This window comes from Bartonella sp. 220B (genome assembly GCF_026930205.1).
Classification (GTDB): Bacteria; Pseudomonadota; Alphaproteobacteria; order Rhizobiales; family Rhizobiaceae; genus Bartonella.
This window is the reverse complement of the sequence record NZ_JANHOI010000061.1, coordinates 1-1,233: the sequence shown is the minus strand read 5'-3', so window position 1 is coordinate 1,233 and position 1,233 is coordinate 1. Positions and strand designations below refer to the sequence as shown.

3 protein-coding genes are annotated in these 1,233 nt (G+C 37.0%); all 3 read left to right on the top strand.

Annotated features, from left to right (window positions below; translation table 11 throughout):
* The coding region (locus tag NPX99_RS08695; protein ID WP_269031428.1) for an antA/AntB antirepressor family protein at positions 1 to 386 on the top strand (386 nt) is incomplete at its 5' end.
* A gap of 23 nt (positions 387 to 409) precedes the next feature.
* On the top strand, positions 410 to 832 hold the full coding sequence (locus tag NPX99_RS08690; RefSeq protein ID WP_269031427.1) for an antA/AntB antirepressor family protein: 423 nt from the start codon (positions 410 to 412) through the stop codon (positions 830 to 832).
* A gap of 3 nt (positions 833 to 835) precedes the next feature.
* Positions 836 to 1,233, top strand: a 398-nt coding sequence (locus NPX99_RS08685; RefSeq protein WP_269031426.1) for a Rha family transcriptional regulator, incomplete at its 3' end; no start/stop codon positions are given.

Here is a 1,233-nt window from a genome sequence, read left to right as displayed (position 1 = left end):
CTCAAATAATCGAAGGGAATAAACCTATGAATACACAGGACGCTAATGAAGAGAAAGAACAGTATCTAATCCCTAAGGATGAAGTGAAAGACAAAACAGGCTATGTCGAAATGATCAGCGCTCATGCAATGCATAAACGCTTACAATTGGAAAAAGATTTTGACACTTGGTTTAATGATCATGTGGAAAATCTTGGTTTGAAAGAAGGCGTCCATTTCGTCTTTACAAAACGAGAAGGCAAGAGAGACAAGGTTTGTAAAAAATCTGAAATCGACCCCAATGACACGGATAATTATCTCTTCAAAATTTACGCAGCAAAACAAATCCTCGAAGCAGAACCCCATAGAACCCAAGTGGTGCTTTTGAAGCAAGCACTGTTATTTTAGAAATTAGCAGGAGGATAATTTGTATGAAAAGTCTTATTCCTACTCAATACTATACAATCAAACATCACAAAGTGGAAACGGTGAATGCTCGTGACTTGCATGCCTTTTTAGAAATAAAGTCTGAGTTTAGTTATTGGATTAAACATCGTATTAAAAGATATAAATTTCTTGAAAATATTGACTTTGTAAGTGTTCCTAAAAAATTAGGAGACTACAATGTCGGTCGTAAAAGCATAGAATACTATCTCACTTTAGACATGGCTAAACATATTGCCATTTGTGAAGCGAGTCCCAAAGGCAAACAAGTTCGCAAGTATTTTCTCGAATGCGAAAAAAAAGCAAAGCCGCAAATCGACTATTCAAATCCTGAGACCCTTGAAGAGTTTTTAAAGCATTTAAGAAAGCAAATTAAGCACAATGAAAATGCTTGCACTAACATGGAGTGAGACATGTATAACCTTATCAAAACAGAAGAAAGTCATTTTAAAAACGAAGCTATTCAAACCATGTCGAGTCGTGAGATTGCTGAGTTGTGTGGGAAAGAGCATAAACATATCATGCGTGATATTCGACAAATGCTTGAAGAACTTAACGGGTCCAAATTTGGACCGGTTGATTTTAGTGGTACTTATGTCGATTCAAAAGGAGAACACCGCCCTTGTTACTACCTTCCCAAGCGTGAATGCTTAATTCTTGTCTCAGGTTATAGCACCACATTACGTGCAAAGATCATTGACCGGTGGCAACAATTAGAACAGCAAGTAGTAGCACCGCAAATCGATTACTCTAGCCCACAAGTCATGTTAGGCGTCTTAAATTATCTCAAAAGCGAAAATGAACAAAAAGA

Bases quoted from the DNA above. Each gene is read 5' to 3' on its own strand.
- NPX99_RS08690 (WP_269031427.1), top strand. From the start codon at position 410: ATGAAAAGTCTTATTCCTACTCAATACTATACAATCAAACATCACAAA.